At 61.9% G+C, this 21820-nt stretch carries 18 protein-coding genes; 5 read left to right on the top strand and 13 right to left on the bottom strand.

The features are described 5' to 3' along the window. Positions 1–24: 24 nt before the first annotated feature. Complete coding sequence (locus F3J20_RS15240; RefSeq protein ID WP_167042577.1) at positions 25–516, bottom strand: DUF4126 domain-containing protein; 492 nt, start codon at positions 514–516, stop codon at positions 25–27. 330 nt (positions 517–846) lie between these two features. Here F3J20_RS15240 and F3J20_RS15235 point away from each other — a divergent pair, with 330 nt between their 5' ends. Then, positions 847–1713, top strand: a complete 867-nt coding sequence (locus F3J20_RS15235; protein ID WP_167283782.1) for a LysR family transcriptional regulator — start codon at positions 847–849, stop codon at positions 1711–1713. A gap of 70 nt (positions 1714–1783) precedes the next feature. Here the strand turns inward: F3J20_RS15235 and F3J20_RS15230 are convergent, their stop codons facing one another. Next, a complete protein-coding gene (locus tag F3J20_RS15230; RefSeq protein ID WP_167042581.1) occupies positions 1784–2035 on the bottom strand; it encodes a hypothetical protein in 252 nt (83 codons plus the stop codon). A gap of 54 nt (positions 2036–2089) precedes the next feature. Continuing rightward, positions 2090–2611, bottom strand: coding sequence for a lecithin retinol acyltransferase family protein (locus tag F3J20_RS15225; RefSeq protein WP_167042583.1), 522 nt, complete (start codon positions 2609–2611; stop codon positions 2090–2092). Between the two features lie 470 nt (positions 2612–3081). On the opposite strand from F3J20_RS15225, the gene F3J20_RS15220 reads away from it, so the two are divergent. Continuing rightward, positions 3082–3369 carry a hypothetical protein gene (locus F3J20_RS15220; RefSeq protein ID WP_167042585.1) on the top strand — a complete coding sequence of 96 codons (288 nt, stop codon included), beginning with the start codon at positions 3082–3084 and terminating at the stop codon, positions 3367–3369. A gap of 5 nt (positions 3370–3374) precedes the next feature. Beyond that, entirely contained in the window at positions 3375–4145 is a 771-nt protein-coding gene (locus tag F3J20_RS15215) for a protein phosphatase 2C domain-containing protein (RefSeq protein ID WP_167283781.1), read from the top strand. 59 nt (positions 4146–4204) lie between these two features. Here the strand turns inward: F3J20_RS15215 and F3J20_RS15210 are convergent, their stop codons facing one another. The 6 genes from F3J20_RS15210 to F3J20_RS15185 form a co-directional block, all read right to left on the bottom strand. Continuing rightward, positions 4205–5566, bottom strand: a complete 1362-nt coding sequence (locus tag F3J20_RS15210) for a sigma 54-interacting transcriptional regulator (RefSeq protein ID WP_167283780.1) — start codon at positions 5564–5566, stop codon at positions 4205–4207. Continuing rightward, positions 5563–8622 (bottom strand): peptidase domain-containing ABC transporter, encoded by a 3060-nt coding sequence (locus F3J20_RS15205; protein ID WP_167283779.1) that lies wholly within the window; start codon positions 8620–8622, stop codon positions 5563–5565. Before F3J20_RS15205 ends, F3J20_RS15210 begins: the two co-directional genes overlap by 4 nt. Before the next feature lie 29 nt (positions 8623–8651). Then, positions 8652–9404, bottom strand: a complete 753-nt coding sequence (locus F3J20_RS15200; RefSeq protein WP_167283778.1) for a peptidylprolyl isomerase — start codon at positions 9402–9404, stop codon at positions 8652–8654. Between the two features lie 37 nt (positions 9405–9441). Continuing rightward, on the bottom strand, positions 9442–10815 hold the full coding sequence (locus F3J20_RS15195) for an HlyD family efflux transporter periplasmic adaptor subunit (protein WP_167042595.1): 1374 nt from the start codon (positions 10813–10815) through the stop codon (positions 9442–9444). Then, on the bottom strand, positions 10793–13393 hold the full coding sequence (locus F3J20_RS15190) for an FHA domain-containing protein (protein WP_167042597.1): 2601 nt from the start codon (positions 13391–13393) through the stop codon (positions 10793–10795). Before F3J20_RS15190 ends, F3J20_RS15195 begins: the two co-directional genes overlap by 23 nt. 248 nt (positions 13394–13641) lie before the next feature. After that, positions 13642–15054: an efflux transporter outer membrane subunit gene (locus tag F3J20_RS15185; RefSeq protein ID WP_167283788.1), complete on the bottom strand. Its 1413-nt coding sequence runs from the start codon at positions 15052–15054 to the stop codon at positions 13642–13644. Here F3J20_RS15185 and F3J20_RS32135 point away from each other — a divergent pair. Beyond that, positions 14978–15370, top strand: a complete 393-nt coding sequence (locus F3J20_RS32135; protein WP_167042526.1) for a hypothetical protein — start codon at positions 14978–14980, stop codon at positions 15368–15370. The genes F3J20_RS15185 and F3J20_RS32135 overlap by 77 nt on opposite strands. Before the next feature lie 21 nt (positions 15371–15391). Here F3J20_RS32135 and F3J20_RS15175 read toward each other — a convergent pair whose 3' ends face one another. The 3 genes from F3J20_RS15175 to F3J20_RS15165 form a co-directional block, all read right to left on the bottom strand. Beyond that, positions 15392–15676 (bottom strand): hypothetical protein, encoded by a 285-nt coding sequence (locus F3J20_RS15175; RefSeq protein ID WP_167283777.1) that lies wholly within the window; start codon positions 15674–15676, stop codon positions 15392–15394. Positions 15677–15966: 290 nt separating this feature from the next. Next, positions 15967–16410, bottom strand: a complete 444-nt coding sequence (locus F3J20_RS15170) for a DUF4399 domain-containing protein (RefSeq protein ID WP_167283776.1) — start codon at positions 16408–16410, stop codon at positions 15967–15969. A gap of 51 nt (positions 16411–16461) precedes the next feature. Then, positions 16462–16893 carry a DUF4399 domain-containing protein gene (locus F3J20_RS15165; RefSeq protein ID WP_240158978.1) on the bottom strand — a complete coding sequence of 144 codons (432 nt, stop codon included), beginning with the start codon at positions 16891–16893 and terminating at the stop codon, positions 16462–16464. A gap of 433 nt (positions 16894–17326) precedes the next feature. Here F3J20_RS15165 and F3J20_RS15160 point away from each other — a divergent pair, with 433 nt between their 5' ends. Continuing rightward, a complete protein-coding gene (locus tag F3J20_RS15160) occupies positions 17327–19408 on the top strand; it encodes an SUMF1/EgtB/PvdO family nonheme iron enzyme (protein WP_167283774.1) in 2082 nt (693 codons plus the stop codon). A gap of 153 nt (positions 19409–19561) precedes the next feature. On the opposite strand, the gene F3J20_RS15155 is transcribed toward F3J20_RS15160, so the two are convergent. Continuing rightward, positions 19562–21748 carry a serine/threonine-protein kinase gene (locus F3J20_RS15155; RefSeq protein WP_167283773.1) on the bottom strand — a complete coding sequence of 729 codons (2187 nt, stop codon included), beginning with the start codon at positions 21746–21748 and terminating at the stop codon, positions 19562–19564. Positions 21749–21820 lie beyond the last annotated feature (72 nt).

Raw genomic sequence — 21820 nt, 5'->3', positions numbered from 1 at the left:
CGTCCCGCCATTGACAGAAAATCCTCATAAGCCGTGCAGCGACACGACGAGCAGCACAGCAACGACAATCGCCACCACGTCTTCAATCAGCGCCGCCGGCGCATCGCGCCCGAACATTCGCGCCAGCGCGCCGCGCGCCTTGGCCCCGCCGAGCGTGCCGATGATCGCACCGACCGCACCGAGCACCGCCCCGAGTACGCCGACGATCGCACCACCCGCGAGACCGCCATGCGCCCCGCTGATCGCCGCGCCGCTCAACGCACCGAGCACGATGCGCGCCCCGAACTGCAGCGGCACCTTGCGGCTCGGTGTTTCGGGCAACTGATCGGTAATCAGTTCGACCACGGCCAGCACGGTGAAGATATACGGGGTGGCAGCAAAACCGAAAAAAGCGAGCGGCGTGCCTTGCAAGGGCAGCCATCCCAGACGCGCGGCCCAACTGACGGCGGTGGGTGCAATCATGGCGCGCAGGCCGGCGACGACACCGATGAGCAAAGCCAGAACATACACGGACATAGCGGGCTCCCGATCGAGGGTAATGACGTACGGTTGAACGAGCCGACGCCTTCACTCGCGCGCCGGCGGAACATGTCGATCATTCCATCTGAACAGTCAACTTCTCGCTACACATCGAGGCAACCGCCGTAGCCGCCCGTCACCGTCCCCTCCCTGCCGCTTCACGCCGCGCGCCCGTTATCGTCTAGGCGTCGCCGCGCCGGTGCTCGCCCTCTTCGATGCGGCCCTAGTGTCGCACAATTCTTCTGAACAAAATCTGACGCGACGATATACGGTCGCCGTCAACGATGCTAATTTATCCAGCTCACAAGAAAATCTAATGCCTGCACCATGAGACCGTATCTTCCGCTGAACGCGTTGCGCGCCTTCGAATCGTCCGCGCGACATCTGAGCTTCACGCGCGCCGCGCTCGAACTGAACGTGACCCAGGCTGCCGTCAGCCAGCAGGTCCGCTCGCTCGAAGAACGGCTCGGCACCGCGTTGTTCAAGCGTCTGCCGCGCGGCCTCGCGATGACCGAAGAAGGTCTCGCGCTGCGCCCGGTACTCTCCGATGCATTCGATCGCATCGAGGCCGTACTCAGGCGGTTCGACGGCGGTCACTTTCATGAGGTGCTGAGGGTCGGCGTGGTGGGCACGTTTGCGGTCGGCTGGCTGATGCCGCGGCTCAAATCGTTTCGCGACGCGCATCCGTTCGTCGAACTGCAACTGCTGACGAACAACAACCTCGTCGATCTCGCGACCGAGGGCCTCGATTTCGCGATCCGTTTCGGCGACGGCACATGGCCCGGCTCGCTCGCGACAAAACTGCTCGACGCGCCGCTCACGCTGCTCTGCACGCCGGAGACCGCCACGCGTCTCGCGCGACCCGACGATCTCGCCAACGAAACCTTGCTGCGCTCCTATCGCGTGGACGACTGGATGAGCTGGTTTGCCGCCGCCGGCATCGCGCCGCGGCCGGTGCGCGGGCCGGTGTTCGATTCGTCGCGGCTGATGGCGGAAGCCGCGATGCAGGGCGCAGGCATCGCACTCGCGCCCGCACTGATGTTCGAGCATGAGATCAACACGGGACGTCTCGTGCGCCCGTTCGACGTGGAAGTCCAGGCGGGCAGCTACTGGCTGACCTGTCTGAAGAGCAAGCCGATGACACCGGCAATGGTGCTATTCAGTCAATGGATCACGAAGGCCGCGGCCGCTTAGGGATTTGCATGATTTGCATCTCGAGGCCCGAAGCTTGTGCCGACTTGAAACTGCTTGAGACTACTTGAAACTAGCAGGCGGGCACCGCGCGGCATTGTCCGCTCATTGCAGGCCGCTCGGCTTGCGGCGGAAACACGTTCCATGAGCCGTCGCCGTGACGGAAGAAGAAGATCGACAGCAGTCCTTCGGGCTTCAGCGCCTCGACGCAGACATAACGCTGCGAGGTGCGATGGCAGAACCGCACGACGCGCGCGGGCGTCGACGGCGTTGGCGCGAGCCATTTGTCGACGGCCCAGCGCAAGGTTTTTTCGACGGCAACCATGATGCTCTCCTCGAATCTTCTGCTGCTGCGCGCGCGGCCCCGATTGCGCTACGTTCACGCGAGTTGCGCGACGCGCGCACTACGTCCGCGGCTTTTTGCACCGTTGCTCGCCCCGCTTTCGACGAACGCCTTCACGAGACACATCAGCGCGCGCATACCCGTACGCGGATGGCGCAGGCAGCAATGCACCTGTTCGCTGCGGCTTTCGCCGAGCAGGCACCATGCGCAGAAGTGTTCGCAGTTATTGGTCAGCAGGCGGTAGCGGTTTTCGCCGAGACGCGAACGCGCGCGGCGCACCGCTTCGTCGCCGGCATAGCGGGCGCTCGGCGTCGGACGGATCGACAGCGGATGACCGGCCGCGAAGCGCGCGATCTCCACTTCCTCGACCGGCCCGCGATGCGCCGAACTCGCAAAGCCCGCGTAATGAACGACGCGGCCGTTGCCGACATAGATGCCGTGATGTTCGTAGCCGTTGCGTTGCGTGACGAGATGCGCGCCGATCGGCAGATCGATCGTCGATGATGCGTCACTGCGTTGCCGGCTTTCCTTGCCTGTATCGAGCGTGCGGGTGTTCATGGCTGGCCTCGTTCGGATTTCCAACACGGTTGCGACAGCTTTTCGCATCATCCGGGCCATGCATGGAAAAGCCCTTGTTTACGGGGTTTTCGGCTGATTTCGGATTTTCTGAAGGGTGAGGATGTCGGCGGCAAGCCGACAGGATTCGCGTCGATATGTTGGCGCGCGGCGCTCTTTTGCGGCACTCGTAGGAGCGCGTACCGCGCGGCAGGCCGGCCTCGGGAAAAACACCAGGAAGTCGTTCGACGTGTTGGGGCACACACCGATTCGAATGCGCGTGTGTTGGCCGCAGGCCGACTCATTGCCATTGGCGTCGTCCCTTGCATCACGCACGGCGTCCGGAATCGCCCGACAGTCAACGCACGGCCCGAAATGCGCGGCGCTCGGCACACATTGGCATGGCACTTGCATCGTTGTCCGCAACATCCTTCAACCGCGCGCGTTGCACACGCGGCGAACCGGAGAACGCCATGTCCCGCATCACAGTCGATGATCTCCCGCTGAACCTCGCGCTCGACCGCAAGGCGATGGCCGCGATTCGCGGCGGCGGTGGCGCGCCGTGGGTATATGGCTGGATTCAGCCCTACGTGCCGCAAACGCCGAGCATCGGACCCGTCGTCAATCTGTACGAGGTGTCCAACAACTTCTATGCTAACCAGATGATCAACCAGTTCCAGTCGGTCGACGTGCGCAACACCGGCTCGAACTCGAACATCAACGTCTCTCCCGACGCACGCAGCAGAAACGATATGGTGTAGCCGTTGTGACCTGTGCGAGCCCATTTCGCTGGACGTCGTCCGCGCGCTCCGACGCGGGACGCGTACGCGAAATCAACGAAGACGCCTGCCTCGATCTGCCCGAAGCCGGCCGCTGGGCCGTCGCCGACGGCATGGGCGGGCACGCGGTCGGCGATCTCGCGAGCCGTACCGTGATCGAAGCGTTGAGCCGGCTCGCGGCGCCGCGCAGCATCAGAACCCTGATCGCCGATACGCGCGCGCGGCTGCAAGGCGCGAACCGCCAGCTACGCGACGAGGCCGCGCGCCGCCGGGTGCAGCGAATCGGCAGCACCGTGGTCGTGCTGCTCGCGTACGATCGTTTTTGCGGCTACGTATGGGCAGGCGACAGCCGCATCTATCTGTATCGCGCGGGACAGTTGCGGCAACTCACGCACGATCACAGCCATGTCGAGGAGTTGCGCTCGCTCGGCGTCATCACCGAGGAAGAAGCGCGCCATCATCCCGCGCAGCACATGATTACGCGCGCGGTCGGCGCAACGGACCTGCTCGAACTCGACGACGATGCCATCGAAGTCGCCGACGGCGACCTGTTCCTGCTGTGCAGCGACGGCCTCAGCAACGAACTGAGCGACGCCGACATCGCCGGCGTGCTGACGTCCACCGAGCGCGAGAACGTATGCGGAGCCCTGGTCGAACTCGCGCTCGCACGCGGCGGACGCGACAATATCACGGCCGTGGTCGTCGAAGCGCAAGACCCGAATGCGTCGGAGAAGACCTTATTGAATCCCGCGCCGTGAGCGCGGCTTTTCTTGCGCTTGTACGTGCGGTTCCGGATCGCGTTGGAGCCGACCGGACTTCAGGCTTCGCCGTCTTGTTCCTCCGGCTCGTCGCTGCCGTTCTGTTTTCCCGACGGTACATTGCGATTGCGATAATCCTTCGAATGCAGCCCATGCTTTTTGAGCAGCATCTGCAGATGCGAGCGGTTCATGTCGATCCGTCTCGCCAGTTCGGCAACGGTGCCGCTCACCTCGCGCAGTCCACGTTCGAGAAACGCTTTTTCGGCGTCGTCGCTCGCGGCACGCTTCGCGTCGCTCAACGACATCAGATTCGCGACGCTGATCGGCTGTGCGCCGTTTGCGTGCATGCCATCATCCGCGGTGGCCGTCGTGGAACCAGGCGCAGCGGGCCGCATATCGAGCGGCAGATGATCGACGTCGGCCATCTCGCCCGCGAGACATGAAATGCGGTACATCACGTTGCGCAATTCGCGGATATTGCCGGGATACGCATAGCTCAACAAAAAGTCCCGCAAACGCGGCGTCAATCTGACGGGCCGGCGCTTCAGGCTGCCGGCCGCCTCGTCGCCGAACCATGCGATCAGCAGCGGTATTTCATCGCGACGCTCGCGCAACGGCGGCAGCGTTACGTGAATCACGCTGAGCCGATAGAACAGATCCTCGCGAAATTTGCCCTCTTCGCTGAGCTTGCGCAGATTGCGATTGGTCGCCGCGACAATGCGCGTATCGACCGCAATCGTTTCGTCGGACCCGACACGCTGAATCTCGTGCGCTTCGAGCACACGCAGCAGTTTCACCTGCCCCGCCAGCGGCAATTCGCCGATCTCGTCGAGAAAGATCGTCCCCGTATGCGCGCTTTCGAATTTGCCCTTGCGATCATTCGATGCGCCCGTGAACGCGCCCTTGCGATGACCGAACAGTTCCGATTCAAGCAGGTTGTCTGGAATCGCGCCGCAATTCACGGAGATAAACGGCTTGTCCGCACGCGCGCCATTCGCGTGAATCACTTTTGCCATCAACTCCTTGCCGGTGCCGCTCTCGCCGTCGATCAACACCGGCAAATCGGTCGGCGCCGCTTTCTCGGCGATTTCGAGCGATTCAAGCAGGCGCGGATTGTCGCCGAACGTTCCCTCGAAAATAAAGCTGCGTTCGAGCAATGCCTTGCGGCGCGCGCCGCGCGATTGATCCGCGGACTCCTGCGGCTCGGCGGCCACGGCCGCCTGCACGAAACGCTCCTTGTGCGAAAGCTGCATCACTTCGTCGCGCAGCGAGGTGGCTTGCCTGAGCAGCTTGTCGATATCCGCGCGTTCGAGTCGCGACGACCAGCGCAACGTCGAGCGCAGAATCTCGATCCGCTCGATCAGCCCTGCATACGAAATCGCGGGACTGGCCTCTTCCGTCTGATCGAGTATCTTCATCATGATGCACTCAACTGTTTCTGCACGAGCTGGTAATACATGCCGCCGCGTTGAATCAGCTCTTCGTGACGGCCCTGTTCGACAATCGCGCCTTCATACAGCACGAGAATCTTGTCCGCGCGCATGATCGTGCTGAGCCGGTGCGCGATGATTATCGCAGTGCGGCCTCGCAGAATGTCGTGCATATTGCCGAGAATATTGCTCTCCGATTGCGAGTCGAGCGCCGAGGTCGCTTCGTCGAATACGAGCAGACGCGGATCGTGATAAAGCGCGCGCGCAATACAGAGCCGCTGGATCTGCCCGCCCGACAACCCGATACCGCGCTCGCCGACGATCTGCTCATAACCGAGCGGCATCTTGCTGATAAAGCCATGCGCGTCGGCCATCTTCGCGACTTCCTCGATGCGGCGGCGCTCGGGCGCATCGTCGCCGCTCGCGATGTTCTCGGCAATCGTGCCGGAAAAGAGCAGATTGCTTTGCATCACGTAGCCGATCTGCGCACGGAAATAGTTCTTGTCGATCACACCGGCATCGTAGCCGTCGATCGTCATCTTGCCTTCGGTTGGCTGATAGAAGCCGACCAGCAGTTTCGCGAGCGTCGTCTTGCCCGAGCCGCTGCGCCCGACTATCGCCACCAGTTCGCCGGGCTTGATGTCAAAGCTGATGTTTTCGAGCACATAAGCCGAATCGTCTTCGCCATAGCGGAAATAGACGCCGCTCAGGCTGATTTCGCCTTGCAGTTCCGGCAGCATGACTCGCGAAGGCAAGTCCTGCGGTTTCTGTTCGGGCTCGATGTCGAGCACGTCGCCGAGCCGCTCCATCGCCACGCCCGCGTCGTTGAGCATGCTCCACAGGCCGACGAGCCCCATCAATGGACCCAGTACGCTGCCCATGAATGCATTGAACGCGATCAACTGGCCAATCGACAATTCATGCGCGAGCACCAGATTCGCGCCGACCCATAGAATCGCGATCGTCGTCGCCGCATTGAGCAACTGGCTGCCGAAGCTGACGAGAATACCGAAAGCATGCGCGCGATACTGCAATTCGAGCGCCTTCGCGTACTTCTTCTCCCAACGCAGCCGCACGGGCCGTTCGATGCCCATACCCTTGACGGTCTCGACACCGGAGAGCGCTTCCATCAGGAACGACTTTGCCTCGGTCGACGCGGTGAACACCTCGCGCGCATAGGACTTGATCTTCGGCGTCGCGATAACGGTCAAGGCCATGATCGGAATCACGAACGCGATCAAGACGAGCGTCATCTTCACGTTGTAGACGAACATGATCGTGAAGTAGATGAAGATCATCAGCAGATTCAGCGCGGTGGTCACGGTCGACTCGGTCAGAAACGCACGAATCGTCTGGTTCTCCTGAAAGCGCGCGAAGATATCGCCGGTTTTTCGCTTCGCGAAGAACGAGAACGGCAGCGACAACGTATGCTTGAAGAATTGCGACATCATCGCGAAGTCCATGTTACGCACCATGAAATTCGCGAGATAGGCGCGAATCGTCGACATCAATTGCGAGAACACGTTGGAAATAATCAGGCCGCCGATTAGCAGATGCAGCAAGCTCACGTTCTGATGCACGACCACGCCGTCGAGAATGTTCTGGATAATCAGCGGCGGGATCACGCCCAATACCTGAATCACGAAGGTCGCGAGAAACAGGTAGCCGAGTATCGTCCGGTATGGCTTCAGGTAGCCGACAAAACGTATCCACGGCGAGCGCGCGGCCGACATCTGCAATAGCTGCGGCCCACCGGTAAACAGCAGACACGTACCGCTCCAGCCGCGCTCGAACTCCTCCACCGTGAGTTTTCTGAAGCCGAGCGCCGGGTCGGCCAGCCACACATACTCTTTCGAAAGCCCGTACACGACGACGTAGTGATAGCCTTCCCAATGCACGATGAACGGCAGATCGAAGCCGCGCAGCGAATCGAACGTGCATTGCACGCCGCGTGTCGCAAAGCCGAGCGATTCGCCGGCGCGCGCGAGGCTGTCGAGCGTCGCGCCTTGCGTCGTTACGTTCGCGAGTTCGCGCAGCTTGCCGAGCGTCATCGGAATGCCGTAGTGGCGGCAGATCATCGCGAGACACGCGGCACCGCAATCCATTTCCTCGGCCTGCTCGACGAGCGCAAAGCGCTTGATGATCTTCTCGCCGAATTCCGGCTTGCTCCGCAAATCGAGCATCAACGGCAGCTTGCGGCGCTGCTCGAGGCGCTTTTGCCGCTGCAATTCTCGGTCGCCATAACGGATGCGTTCGTCGAGTACTTCGCGCAGCTTCGGATTGCGTTCGAGAATGAAATGCACCGTGCGTTCGGGAATCACGAGCAAACGCGTGTCGGTGGACGCGACGACCGAAGCCATCTGCTCCTGGCGCATCAGGCACGCCTTTTCGCCGAATATCTCGCCCTCGCCGAGCGTCGCGAGCGTGTAATCGCGCCCTTCCTCGTGCCGGACGATGCGAACCTCGCCTTGCCGCACCACATAGAGACGGCGATCGTCGCGGCCATCCTGCCTGAGAATCTCCTTGCCGGCAGACACTTTCTTCGCACCGACGCTGCGCACGTATTCTTCGAGTTCGGCCTTGTTCAGCTTGCCGCGCAGATCGAACAGTTGCGCGACGAAGCCGCCCGCCGAATTGATCGCAACATAGCTCGCAACGAACGCCAACGCCGCCTGATTGCCGGCCATCACCGGCTCGATCGCCGTGCGCGGAATAAACAGCAATTCGGTTTTTGCCGAAGCACGCACCGACGCTTCGTGGATATACGTGCGCAACATCGCGATGTCGGCGAAGATCTCGCCCGACTTGCGCACGCCCATGCTGGTTTCCTTGCCATGCTCCTCGGTAAAGATGCGCACGGAACCGGAGCGGATCACATACAGACCATCGGCAACTTCGCCGGTCGAGCAGACCGTTTCACCGAACGAATAGAAACGTGCTTGCGCATACTCGGCGAGCCGCTCGATCTCGTCGCGCGAGAACGGCGACAGTATTTCCACCGAGGCCAGAAATTCGGCGGTGGAAGGCGCGGTCTGGGAAGCGTCCATGGGCGTCGAATTCGAATCGGGCAAGCGCGTTAACGCGCTTCGATCACGTGTTCCTGCGCGCGGGCAATCAGCCAGCTCTCGCGCAGCAGGCGCCGGATTTCAGTGGCCACGTCGGCGTCGAGCATGGCCGGATATTTGGCCGTCACCGCGAAAATCTCGAAGCACGAACGGTCCGCCGAGGCGAATGGTCCGAGCAGATCGCCGACCGCTGCATTGAAGATTTTCGCTTCGATATCGGGTTTCAACGAACCGCGCAGTACCTTGCCGATTACGCCGCCCGATTCGCGCGTATCGGCAATCGAATGCTCCTGCGCCATTTCCGCGAAACTGCCGGGGTCGTCGCGCAGATACGAAATCATTTCCTTCGCCTTGCCCTCGCTGTCGAGCACGATATGGCTCACCTCGATCGAATCGAACTTCGGCGAATTGAGCGCGAAGTAATCGCGGATCGCGGCATCGTTGCCGACCTCGTCGAGCATCTTCTCCTGATAGAGCCCGTCGGTAATGAATACCTCGAATTCGTCGAGACTCACATGCAGCGCGTCGAGATAATGATTCATGTCCGCCGCGCGATGCAGTCCGCGCACGCGGCGAAACTGGTCGGCACGCTGCTGGATTTCGTCGGCGCTCACGGCCACGCCCTGCTTTTTCGCCGCATGCACGGTGAGCTTGTCGCGCACGATCTGCTCGATCAGGCTCTCGAACTGGCCCGTCAGTTTCAGAAGACGAATGAACTCGTCGACGTCCACGACTTCGTCGTCGATACGCACTATCGCGGTCATTTGATCCGCTCCTTTGATTGACGTGTCATCGTTGTGCTCAACCCGCCACCTGTCTGAACGGATCGAGACCGAGGTCGATCAGGCGCCGCTCGCGCACGACGATTTCCGCGTTGGCGGTCATGCCATAACGCAATGGATAACGCGTGCCGGCCACCTGGTAGTAGTCTTTATCGAGCGTGACGCGGCCCTCGTAGACCGGCTGCTTGTCCTGCACCGACGGTTTCGTCGCCGGAGAAATAGATGCGAGCGTGCCGCTGATAAGCCCGTAGCGCTGATACGGAAATGCATTGAACTTCATCCTGACCGGTTGCCCCTCATGCAGAAACGCGCGATCGTGCTCGGCGATTTCGATCTTCAGCACGGGCCGCGCGTCTTTCGGCGCAATACCGCCGAGCGGCGCATTCGCCTGAATCTTGTCGCCGCGCTGCGTCGACGTGACGTCGGTAATGACGCCAGAAACCGGCGCGAGAATCAGCAGGAAGTTGTCTTTGTCGATGTTCTCGAAACGGACTCGCGCGGCCGCATCGGCTTCGAGACGCGCGCTTTGCAATTGCACGCGCAACTTGTCTTCGGCATCGGTGATATCGCGCACGGCCGAGTCGTATTGCAACTGAAGATCGGTGCTTTGCTGCCCGCTGGTTGCCAGTTGCGCATTCGCCTGCGCGTATTCGTGGCTCAGGCGGAAGTCGAGTTCCGCAAGTTTCGATTGCGCGACACGATAGGCGTTATCGGCTTCGAGCGCCGCCGTGCGCTTCTGCTCGACCTGCAATTCGGCAATGCCGCCGCCACCGGGCTGCGCGAAAAGCCGCGAATACCGGTCGAGTTCCTGGCGTGCCGCTTCGCGCGTGCGACGCGCATTGTCGAGTGCGCTGCGGGCTTCATCGAGTTCGGCTTTCTGTCCTTCGGCCAGCTTCGTCGTACCCTCGGAAACGCGGTTTTCGTGCAGTCGCTCTTCCACTTCGAGTTGCGCTTTCAATGCAGCAGCCTTGCGTTCAAGCAGCGCCTTTTTCTCGGGAAACTGCTTCCATTCGCGCTCGGCGTCTTCGAGCTTGAGTTGCGCCTGCAACGCATTACTCGCGGCTTCGATCGCGCCGCGTGCATTGAGCCGCGCGAGCACGTCGCCTTTCGACACCGGCTGTCCCTCGGCGATATAGAGGTCGGCGAGTTCGCCGTCGATCGGCGCGTAGATGCGCCGTACCTCCGATTCCGGCGACAAGGTGCCCGGCGCGCTGACGATCACGTCCGCGCGGCCGACGAACGACCACAGCAGTCCCGTCACGACTAGCGCCACCATCGCCCAGATCAAGGCGCGTGCGATCCGCACCGGCTCCGAGGTCAGAATCGCGATGCCTTCGACGCTGTGATCTTCGAGCGCCTCGGACAACGGTCTAGGGTGTGGGTCGCGTTTCACTCTGATCGCCTCCAATCAGCGAGAGCTTCGCTTTCAATAGCGCGGGGTCGAGCACCATCCGCAATTCGGTCAGCGAGCGGCGCTGCAAACTCGCCTCGGCCTCGATATCCGCGAGCAGGCGGTCGAAGTCGGCCGGACGGTCGGCCTTCAGTTGCGTGTAGATGCGCATGCCTTGTTGGGCCGCGGTTTGCGCATCGGAAAGCAGGCGCGCCTCGTTGCGAAAGCCGGGCGAAATGCCGGCTTCGAGCCGTTGCGTGCCGCCGATCGGACCGCTCGCGCGATACGCTCTCCACAAGCTCTGCGCGCGCAGCATCGAGTCCTGCGCACGAGCAAGCGCTTTGTCGTGCAATGCAGCGACGTCCTTCTGAATCGACTGCACGAACCACGCATCCGTTTGCGGATCGAGACTCGCGTAGAACGACAGCAGACGCTGGTCATAATCTTTGGCATCGCGCGTTTTCTGCAAATCGGTGTATTGATCGAACAGCGCTTTCTTATGCACCGATTCGGCCGCGAACACGTCGGACCAGGCACTCGCGGGCATCGACTGCAAACCGGCCAGCGCCTGTTGTGCATCGCCACGCTGCCATGCGGCATCGACCCGATTCTGCTGCCTGACGATTTCCGCCGAAGGCAAGCGCGCGGCGGCCAGTTGCCGGAATTGCGCCTGAAACGGCGGCGTGCTGAAATGCGCCGACTTCATCATCGCGAGCAATGACGTCAATTGGCGGCTCAACGCGGCATCGAGCAATGCCGTGTATTGGCGCAAGTCCTCGCGTACGCGGTCGAGGCCCGCAAGGCGCGGATAACGCTGCGCATAATCGTCGAGTACGGCCGGGAGTGCATCGGGTTTGTCGCGCGCAAGCTCGGCGCGAATCACGCCGTTCAGCCGATCGATTGCGGCAACGTACACCGAATCGTCGCTTTCCAGCTTGCGCAAATGACTGAGCGCCAGCGCATAGGGCTCCGCGAACTGAGGCACGTAGCCCGCAATCCGGTCGAGCGCGCGCTGGTGCGTTCTCGCATCGTCGTTCCAGCGGCGCAGCAGGTTGCTGATCGTCGGTTCGTCCGCATACATGCGGATCGGCGCATCGACACCACCGCGCGCGACGACGAACCGCTCCAGATCGCCGACCCATTGCAATTCGCCGACCAGCGAGCCCGCGTCCGCATTGTTCGCGCTCAACGACTTCATCTCCTTGAGCCGCGCATCGGCCTGATCGAATTGCGCTTTTTGCAGCGTATCGAGCCAGCCTGGAAGTTGCGCCTTCAAGAGTGCTTCGCTCGCGAGCGCACTGATTTTCGTGTCCGTCGGATGATTGGCGAGATAACTCCGCGCAACCGTAACCGCGCTCGCGTACTCTCCGCTGGCGAGCAGGTTCTTCAACTCGCGCTCCGACGAGCCATGCAGATAAAGCGCGACACCCAGTCCGGCCAGTACGACGACACCCGCGCCGCCCCACGCCGCGATACGACGGACGTTCGTGCGTTCGCCGTCGGCGAGCGCCTTTTTGAATTCTCCGGCCAGCAGGCGCCAGCGCGACTGGCTTCTCACGGCATTCTTTTCATGCTTCGCCGCGTTCTTACCGATTGCGCCGCCGTGATTGCCCGCACCATTGGCGGCTTGCGCACCGTTTCTTCCTGAATAGGCCCCGTCGCGCTTTGCCTGCGCAGTCGCCACCTGTGCCGCCTCGTTCACCTCGTCCTCGCGTTGCAGCGCCGGATCGACGCAAAAGATATCGAGGAACGAATGCGCGGCGCCCACGAACGTGGTCTTGTCGGCATCGGCCGCGCTGTCCGCGGCCGGGTTCAGTGAAATCTGGGTCACGGTGGGCTCGACGTCAGGCTGTTTCTGTAGCGACACTCTGTAGACGAAATGATCGCCGCCAAATGCAACGACATCGCCGTCCGCGAGCGGCAATGCCGCTTCGTCGAGCCGCACGCCGTTCACGAACGTGCCATTGGTGCTGCCGAGATCTTCGACGAACAACTCGCCGCTCTTCAGAAACAGATGCGCATGGCGCCGCGAAATGTAATTGACCTGATGCGGATAGCGTTCCTTGTAACGCGAGAAAACCTCGTCCGTCTTGCTGACGAGAAATGGAAACGCGTGTACTTCGACCGGTTGCAGACCGAGGTCGTCGCGCTGCGGCGCGAGCAGCAGACGAAGCGCGCAAGACTCGCCGCTGCTCGCGACGATGCGCGCGCGCGGCTCGATGCCGGCGCGGTAGCGAAACTCGCCGCCGAAGCACAGCTCGTCGCCCGCGCGCACGCGCGCCGGCGTTTGTCGCACCGCGACGCCGTTCACGGTCGTGCCGTTCTTGCTGCCGAGATCGGCCACATACACCGTGCCATGCTCGATAAAAATGCGCGCATGACGGCGCGACAGACTCGCGGTCCACTGCGCGGGGTAATCGTTGAACGGTGCTTCGCTGCGGCCGACAGCAAACAGCGTGTCGACGATGCGGATCGCGTCGAACGACGGGCGTTGCGCGGACGCAACCGGCGACAGCACCACGTCGAAGGCAGCGTCCACTGTCGCGCGCATCTCAGCAATCGAATCTTCGCCGGCGGCCATTTTGTCTGGATCACTAAGCGTGTACCTGTCGCGATGGGAACGCGAAGGACACGGTGGAACAGGGACGAAGAACCACGGCGCAACGATGTTGTCGTGAGGAGCCGCGCGAACGCAGACCCCTAAAGAATTGTAAGTCACGCATGGCGAGTGTCAATTTCCATATCGTCTGCCGGGAACAGCACGGATGCGTCATTCGCGGCCTAAATACCCGCGCCGTACGCCACCACGCGGATTAGCTCAATGTTCCTTTACTTGTCTTTGACTTGCGCCTGCACGTCGACGCTCGGCCAGCCGCCGCCGAGCGCCTTGTACAGCAGTACCGTGTCGGACAGAATCTCCTGATGATTTTCGAGCAGCGCCTGCTGTGCGTCGAGTAGAGTCCGCTCGGTTTCGAAAACTTCGAGTTGCGATACGACGCCAAGCCGCAATTGCGCCTGAATCTGATCGGCCACGATCTGCAAACGCGCAACCTGCTGCAGCAATTCCTCGCGCTGCTGCTTGTGCGCGCTCAGATTGACGAGTGCGTTTTCGACTTCCTCGAACGCCCCCATGACGGCCACGCGATACTGCTGTTCGGCGACTTTCGATTGCGCCTCGGTCACTTTCACATGCGCACGCACGCCCGGATCGAGCAAGGGAATATCGATGCTCGGCATGATGCCGAACGTAAACGATTTCAACAGTTGATTCAGCGCGAAACTCGCCGTACCGCCTTGGGCAGTCAGGCCAATGCTCGGCAATTGCGCGAGCTTCGCTTGGCCGACGAGGTCATACGCCTCGAGTACCCGGAATTCCGCGGCGACCACATCGGGCCGTCGCGACAGCAATTGCGTGGGCAAACCCTCCGGCACGACCGGCAGTTTCACGCGTTCTTGCAAATGGCCCGGCGGCAGCTGGAATTCGCCGGCCGGCACGCCGATCAGTGTGCAAAGCGCGTTATTGGCGACTGCACGTGCGCGGCGCAATTCGTACAGGTCATGCGTCAACCGGTTGATTTCGGCCTGCTGCCGTAATACCAGGGTTTGCGGCACGAGGCCATTGCGCGCCTGGCCTTCGTAAATCGTCAGAATCTGCCGGTTCGTGCCGAGCGTTTTTTGCTGCTGCTCGATCTGATCGTCGAATTGCAGGATCTGGAAATAGGTGCTGGAAACATTCGCGACCAGTTCGAGATAACCGGCACGCCAATCCGCTTCGCTCGCATGAAATTCGGCCTTTTGCGCCTGCACGCCTTTTTCGACTTTGCCCCAGATATCGATGTCCCAGTTCACCTGGGTCGCGAGGTTGTACTGTTTCGTAAAAGGCAAGCCGGTGGTCTTCTGGAAATCGGCGCCCGCGCCAAGGTCCATGGTCGGCAAGGCACCTGCCTTGGCTTCGCTGATCTGCGTGCTCGCGACGTCGATCCGCGCGGCCAACACCTGAATGTCGAAGTTGCCCGCAATCGCCTTGTCGATCAGCGTGTCGAGATACGGGTCCTGGAAACCCTTCCACCAGTCGCGCTCGATCGTCGCGGCAGCCGAGACCGGCGGGCCCTTCTGATCCGACCACGCTGTCTTTGCAGGCGTGTCGGGGCGCCTGTACGCCGGCATGCTGACATCGACACAGGCGCACAGCGACAGCGCGCAGACCGTTGCGGCACAAACGCCGCGCAGTGCACTGCCAATACCGCTCGATGCCGCGATCGCGGAAAGAGCGCGGCGGGAAGCCGAAGATTCAGGCAGCAAGGAATCGAGCAACGATGACACGATTGTCTCCGGTGGCACCCGCTTTATCCGCGAGAAAAAACGGCGTTCGAGACCGAATCGCTGCCGCGCGGCTTCGGCCACGAAGCAGCGGAAATGTCGGCACGGGAAAACAGGCGGAAATCGAGCGGCAATCAGTCGAAAATCAGTCGAAAGCGCGAAGGGTGCGTGGAAAAGACGATTGAATAAGCGGTCTTTTAAGCAACTCGCTCGTGAAATGCGCACGCGCGGACAATAAGGCGCGCGTGCGCCGCGTCGCTCAGGACACGAAGATGTTGTTGTTCGACGTCACATGCGGATCGATCTGCGTCGTCGTGCCGTTGACGAGCGCCGAGTTGTTACCGTTGGCGCTCTGGATATTCATCGTCGTGCTGATCAGTTGAGTCGCGTCGACGTTCTTGCTGTTGTTCGGCGCATACACGGGCGCGAAGCTGTAATACGACGACCACGGAGCGTAATAGCCGTTGCCGCCGCGCACGGCGCGCATGGCCTTGCTGTCGAGTTGCTCGGTGATGGACAGATCCTTGATCGTCAGCGTGTTCATGGTCAATCTCCTGGAAGGGCAAGCGCATAGTCCTGCGTTGGGAATCGAGCAACCTGTCTGCTCGGACGCCATTCACGCATGAGCTATGCCAACCGTGCTCTCCCTTCCGGTCGATACCTCGAAACGCCTGCTCGCAAAGGGCTTCAGCGAATCAGCAACATGGCTCGGAAACCTGGCCGATGGAAGATGAAACGGGAAGTGGTGGATTGCAGCCAACATCGCATTCGAAATGGTTGGCTGCATCGCGACAGTCGATCACGCGCGCTTCCGTACGTCATGCCATACATCGCTCAGCGCGCAATGACCGTGATCTTCTTCGAGTACACCGGCGGGTTGTGGGGCATATGCATGTCGTCGCCCATCAACAATTGCAGCGTATGTTTGCCGGGCGACAATTGAATCATCGTTTCCGTTTCGCCTGCGCCGAAATGCAGATGCTGACGATCCGAGGGAATCTCCTGGTCCATCGGCGGCAGGTCGGTGTCGATCAGCAGATGATGGTGGCCGGTATTCGGGTATTTGACGCCTTTCGGCGCGACGCCCATGAAGCGCAGGCCAAACCAGACGCGAAAAGGCTTGTTGGCCGGCACGACCTGGCCGTCGTTCGGATAGCCGATATAGGCATAGGCGCCGGGCGGCGCCGGCGTGGTGCCGGCCCATGCCGCTTCCGGCACGGCCCACGCCGTCAATGCCGAGACTACGAGCAGCGCCGCGGCCGCAATGATCTTGTCCATGAGGTCTCTCCGATGCCGCCGATCCGTTTCGAACGGAACGAACCGGGTGCGCTAGTCTTTCAGCACGGTGATGGTGATCTTCTTCGAATACACAGGCGGTACGTGCGGTACGTGATTGTGATCGCCGAGTATCAGCTGCAACGTGTGCTTACCGGGCGGCAACTCGATACGCGCATCGGTTTCGCCGGCGCCGAAGTGCAGATGCTGCCGGTCCGAGGGAATCTCCTGATCGAGCGGCGGCAAGTCCGTGTCGATCAGAAGATGATGGTGGCCGGTATTCGGAATCGCAACGCCTTTCGGACACACGCCCATATTGCGCAAGCCCATGCGCACCCAGAGCTTGCCGCCATGAATCACCGCGCCGTCCGGCGGCCAGATGATGTACTCTTCCGCCCCCGGCGGCGACGGCGTCTGCTCGGCATAGGCGGCACCGCTTGGCCCGACGCTCGTGAATACCGCAACGGCCGCCACGCACAAGCTCATGCGCAATGCGCCGCCACGCGCGCGCGCCGCAAGCCGGCTGGAAAGACGGGGAATACGGGTTCTTCGCATGGCTCACTCTCCCGAAGAGGGGTCATGGCAGGCCCGGCCGCGCATGGCCTTCCGGGCGTTCCAGCGGCATGTCGCGAACCCGGATGTCCGGACTGCCGCCTACTTAAAACGACCATGCGGCGCGACTTTGTGAATCAGCTTAGGACGTAACTTGCGAAAAAGATACGCGATACTCGTTAACCGTATGACGCGCCGAGCGCTTCCGGACAGTGGTGACGTGCAAAGCGCGTGCTATCGTTATTGACAGGTTGCGGGTCAATGTCCGATAGCGGCATCGATGCTTCCCCGCCGTATTTCAGCGGATACCGCGAACCGCGCGGTCCTCGAATGCCTGAATTCTGTCCGGTACAAACAGGATATGAAGATGTGGCGAAAATTCCTGCTGGTGTGCATGGCCGGGGCAATCCACGCGCAGTCGGGCGTCGCTATTGCCGCGACGGAACGTGAGAATATCGGCGCAAGTAGCGCGGTGAGTACTGTCGCGAGCGCGATTGCGAGTACTTCGGCGGAGAGGAAAAAAAATGCGCCGATGTTCTCGCCATTTACTCCATCGCGCGGCAATGAGCACGCACGACGTATTGCGCTCGTGATCGGCAATGGCGAATACGGCAATCCTTTGGAACCGCTTCGCCACAACGCGCCGCGCGACGCCGAAGCGATGCGCGATGTACTACGCGCGCGCGGCTTCGACGTCATTTTCCGCACGAATGCGACCCCGTCGCAAATGCGGCAAGCCATCGACGAATTCGCAAAGCGCTTGCAAACAGGCGATATCGCACTGTTCTATTTCGCCGGGCACGCCATGCAAATAGAACAGCAAACGCTGCTTGTACCGGCGCAGCCCGAAACAGACGCGCTATTGCACGCGCCCGCTTCGCTACTCAGGAGCGGAGTCGATCTGAATACCGTCCTGCATGCGATACAATCGTCGCGCGCCGGCCGGCTCAATCTCGCGATTCTCGATACCTGTCTGAACAATCCATTTACACCCGCGGCGGCAACCATGAGTACGTCGGCGCTGCCTGCCAACACAGTGATTGCATATGCCACCGCGCCGGGCAGTTTTGCGGCGGACGGTCCGCGTCACGGCGTCTATACCGCCGCATGGCTGCGCGCACTGCGAAATGCGCCGTCGCAATCGCTTGCCGACCTGCTTCCACGCGTCGCCGCCGAAGTTCGCGAGGCAACGCACGGCGCGCAACAACCGTGGACCACGGCCACGCTTTCCGCCGTTGAGCCGGTAAGCGAAGACGCCGTGTCGCGACCGGGCGCATCGGATCGTGACGTCATCGCACTGCGCAGCCGCGGCCTTCTGCCCAAAGACAGCAACGAGCAATACGAAATCACGTTCTGGAATTCGATCAAGGACAGCAACTACCCCGCCGATTACGAGGCTTATCTGAAGGCCTATCCGGATGGCCGCTTCGCCACGCTCGCGCATGCGCGGATCGACCGGTTGCGCGCGGCGGCCGCCTCGAATGCGACGGTCGGTGCGGCGCCTGCGGCGTCCCCGGTTGCACCCGCGGCGAAAAGCAGCCAGGCTTCTCAAGCCGCCACGGTGGCACCCGCCACACGCACGACAACTACCGCACAAGCGAGTGCCGCAACCCCGGCGCCCGCCCACACAACACCGGCATCACCCGCACAACCCGCTCCTTCCGCGCCGCCGCCCGCCGCCGCTGCAACCGCCGCCCCGCTCGTGCAGAAAACCGTCGCCCATCCGCCGACTGCCGGCGAAATACGCGATTGCGCGACCTGTCCGATCATGATCGCGATACCCGCCGGCTCGTTCGCCATGGGCAGCAACACCGACGATCCATCGGAAAAGCCCGTTCATCACGTGAGCATCGGTGCATCGTTCGCGATCGGCAAATACCCGGTGACGGTCGAGCAATGGAATGCCTGTGTGGCGGCTAATGCATGTCAGAAGCTCACGCCCGAAAGCAATACCAACAAGGCCGCGCCCGCACGCGACCTCAGTTGGGACGACACGCAGCAATACGTCAAATGGCTCGCCAAAACCACGGGCAAACCATACCGCCTGCCCACCGAAGCCGAATGGGAATACGCGGACCGCGCCGGCACCACGACCGCGTACTGGTGGGGCGAACAGATGCGCAAGGGCACCGCCAATTGCAAGGATTGCGGCGACCCGTGGCACAAGGAAGGACCGGAGAGCGTCGGCTCGTACATGCCGAATCCGCTCGGCCTGTACGACATGAATGGCGGCGTTTGGGAATGGACCGCCGACTGCTGGCACAACTCGTATCAGGGCGCGCCTGCCGACGGCCACGCATGGGACAGCCCGGCCTGCGAAATGCGCGTCATTCGCGGCGGCTCGTGGCGCGAGGGCGGCAATTACATGCTCAGTGCAACGCGCTTCAAGTACAGCGCGGGCGTGCGCCAATCGCAGGATGGTTTTCGTGTCGTGAAGGATCTGCGCTAAGGCGCTTGAGCTTCGAGGTTATACACAAGGCGCCGAAGCGCGGTTGCAGCGCGCATCGGCTCGCGCGCTTACGATTGCGCCGGCGATTGCCATTCTTTCCTCGCAGGCTCGACTCACGGCATTGCGCATTCGCACTGCCCCCCTATCGCGACTTCACGGCATACGCGGCTTCGTCGTAATCGGCGCGAAATCCGCGAAGATATGGTCTTGCCCGTATTTACCGCCAATTTGTGCGAGTCGCGCATCGAGCGCACGCAGATAATCCGCGCGCGATTCGCTTTCCGGACGCAGCTTGTCGAAGAGTTGCACCGGCGTAATCAGCAGTACCACCATCTCCGAGCCGAATGGCTTCGAAATGATCCAGTCGTCCGCGCCGCCGATCGTCGCCGAGTAGTTCGGCGGCGCCTGATTGTCCTTCGCGCGTGGACTCGGCACCATGTGTACGACGCGGCCATCGAGCTGGTAATAGTCGACGCTCACGAACGAATCGAAGTTGGGCGTATTCACGTCGACGACGAGTGCATCGCCATCGCTCAATAAACCGCTCGGCGGCCGCACGTGCAGCGCGGCGACGCGGCCCGCCTGCCAGTTACGCATCCAGTACGGCGCGAGCGTTTTGACGGTGTCGCATTTATCGTCGGCGAGCGGCTGGACGTCGAGCGTCAACGTATCGACGCCCGGCAACGCCGCCAGCGTGTCCTTCAGATGCGCGACGCCATCACGCTGCGAGACGAAACCTCGCACCGTTAGCGCGTGATCCTGCACGCTTGCCGATAACGCCGAGCACGGCACCTGCGCGAGCACCGGTGTAATCGCGGCTAGCGTCAACGCGGGCTTCGGAGCGGGCGGCGGCGGTGAAGCCGGTGGCAACGGCGCAGACGAAGAAGACCCCGCGTTTGCCGATGCATTAGCTGCTTCATTCGTTACCGCGGAAGTTGCTCCAGAAGTTACCGCGGAAGCGGGCGACGTCTGCGCCGTACTGTTCGACGACACGATTGCCGACGCTCCGCCCACGCGATCGACCTGGTCGGTTCGCGGCTCGCTCTCGCGGCTCGGCCCGGAACGCAGCGCGAAAATGCCGACCGCCGCCGCGCAAACCACGGCGAGCCCCGCGAGTCCCGCCTTCGCGAGCGTGCCCGACTTCTCGGCGCGCGCTTCATTGTCGAACTCGGCGATAAAGCGCACGACGCTTGGCATCCGCGTCGCGCGATCGAACGACAGTGCAGCGCGCAGCGCGCGCCATTGCCGCGAGTCGAGATTCGGTGGACGCTGCGGCTTGAAATCGGCATTGCGCGCCTGCGTCGCGGACAGCCGATCGAACGGATGATGGCCGGTCAACAGTTCGTACGTGATGCAGCCGAGCGCATAGATATCGTCGCGCGGATCGGGCTCCCCATGCTCGATCATCTCCGGGCTCGCATACGCGGGTGTCAACGCGCCGAGCGTGCCGGGGTCGAATACCGTCGCATCGCTTTCCTCTTCCGGCCGCTGGAATACGCGCGCAATGCCGAAGTCGATCACTTTTACTTCGGCGTTCGTCGTCAGAAACACATTGGCGGGCTTGAAATCGCAATGGACGAAGCCGCGCTCGTGCGCATACGCGAGCGCCGCGCACATGCCGCGCACGATCGGCAGTGCCGCGCGCACCGGCATGCCCTGATAGCCGGGCGTGCGCAGCAACTGGCTGAGCGGTTTGCCGCTCAGGTACTCCATGGTCAGATAGACGATCGGCCCGTCGCGATCGAAGTCGTACACCGTGATGATGTTGCGATGCGCGAGCACCTGCGCCTTGCGCGCCTCACGCTGCAACGCGACGAGCGAATTCGGATTGCCGCGGAACTGGACGTTGAGTACCTTGATCGCGAGATACGGCTTGCGGTCCGACGCTTCGAGCTTGCGCAGATCGAGCGCCTTGTACACGGTGCCCATGCCGCCGACGCCCAGGCACTCCTCGAGCACGAAACGGTTGTTGAGCGTATCGCCGATGCCCTTGATCGTGTCGTGCGCGGAAGCATTGTCCGCCGTCCCCGAAACACCCGAAACGCCCGCAACACCGGCGCTGCCCGAACGCAGCGACGGAATCTCCACCGTCGTCTGGATGCCGGTTTCCTCGCCGCCTGCCGCGACGTTCGATAAGCGCAGCAACTCGATGCGCCGCCGTACTTCCAGATACAACTCCTCAGGCAATGGCGTTTGACGATGCGCGGCACCCAGCATCTCCAGCAGCTGCGTCGAACCGAGTTGCTCGGTCTTCAACGCGCTGTCGAGCCGCGCGACGAACTCGTCACGAGACAGCTCGCCGCTCTGGAAGTCGTGAATCACACGCGCAAGGCTAGCCATTTGTGCGAAGCACCGCCGTTGCCGCTGGACCGTGTCGCATGCGACCGACGCCACGCGGGTCGATAGGAAACC

The organism is Paraburkholderia sp. Cy-641 (assembly GCF_011752945.1).
Lineage (GTDB): Bacteria > Pseudomonadota > Gammaproteobacteria > Burkholderiales > Burkholderiaceae > Paraburkholderia.
This window is presented reverse-complemented; position numbering and strand designations above follow the sequence as displayed.